We start from the raw sequence: 1,399 nt of genomic DNA, 5'->3' as shown, positions 1-1,399 counted from the left end.
CGAGAACATCAAGAGGCACCTGATGCATGATAGCAATATCGTGTTCAGATTCGAATTTGAACGCCTGAGCGAAGTACTTCACGAGTACATAACAGTCAGGGAAGGAAAGAGACCGAATTTCATGGGAGACAATTTCATTCCATACGCCTTCGAGAAGGCCTTCGGAATAGGTGAAACTGAGCCAGTGAAGCTACTCGAAAACCTTTACTTGAGGGGAAAGATCGACAGAGTCGATATCGACAGATCCAGTTCCTCTGTCTATCTAATAGACTACAAGCGCGGTGATAGCGGCGATGAAAGACAGCTGCTCCTCTATTCGCTTGTTGCAGAAAAACTTCTCGAAGATGAAAGCCTTGATGTTGCGGGAGGAGTATTCAAGACTTTGACCGGAAAAACCGTGAACAAAGCTGCCTTCAGAACCATTTCTTCAGAAGGAGGCAAGGTCTGGGAATTCGCGGGTAAGAAAAAGGACAACAGGATTGTGAAGGAGTCTGATCTTCTCAAATGGTTAAAGGAAGTACACGAGGGAATCTATTCTGGCGAGTTCACTCCCTCATTCACAGTGTCTGCAAGTAAGTGCTACAGCTGCAGATTCTCCGAGATAAAGAGGTCCATAACCTGGAGAGAAGGCAGAAAAGAATATGAATAAAGACATTTTTGTCACCGCTTCTGCCGGCACTGGAAAGACGTTTTCACTGGTTAAGGAGTACGTCGGGGTCTTCGACAGGTCATTCAGAATCGGAGAACGGCTTGATGTTCATAATGTTGTAGCAATTACTTTTACTAATAAGGCGGCACGGGAAATGAAGGATCGAGTAATAACGGAAATCGATCATAGAATAGCCTCCGGGTATCCCGGAAGCTGGAAACCCTTAAGAAACAAAATGTCGTACGCGTGGATTTCCACCATCCATTCCTTCTGCGAAAGGATATTGAGGGAGTCTGCCCTTTTTGCTGGAATAGATCCGGGCTTCCAGATTCTAAGCGGAATGAGGAGAGCTACGCTTGAAGAAAAGGTTGTACGAACATATTTCGAAGATAACCTCGAAAGCCTGGAACCTTTGATTCAGCTTACGGGCTTAGACAAGGCTTTTAGAATTGTGAAAGAAGCCATATCAAATAAACGACATTCTTTGGCACTGAATCCATCTCCTGTCGGAAGTCTCTTAGGTGACTCAATCATAAGTGACGATGAAATCATCGAGGGTTCGAAGTCTTTTGCGGCAGCCTATAGTGAAATCCTTTCCGATTACAGAGACAGGACTGTAAGATCGGGGTTCCTTGATTTCGATCAGTTGCTCACAGAAACGAGGGATCTGCTTCTCAAGATGCCCGAAGTCCAGGAGAAATATAGAGATCGCTTCAAATTCATATTCGTAGATGAATTCCAGGACACCGA

The 1,399-nt window shown here is 45.0% G+C and carries 2 protein-coding genes; both read left to right on the top strand.

The features are described 5' to 3' along the window. The coding region (locus BG32_RS03645; protein WP_147434816.1) for a PD-(D/E)XK nuclease family protein at nt 1-649 on the top strand (649 nt) is incomplete at its 5' end. Beyond that, nucleotides 642-1,399 (top strand): UvrD-helicase domain-containing protein (locus BG32_RS03640; RefSeq protein ID WP_147434815.1); only part of this gene is annotated, 758 nt, incomplete at its 3' end. The genes BG32_RS03645 and BG32_RS03640, both read left to right, overlap by 8 nt.

The organism is Mesotoga sp. HF07.pep.5.2.highcov (assembly GCF_003666285.1).
GTDB classification, from domain to species: domain Bacteria; phylum Thermotogota; class Thermotogae; order Petrotogales; family Kosmotogaceae; genus Mesotoga; species Mesotoga prima.
This window is presented reverse-complemented; position numbering and strand designations above follow the sequence as displayed.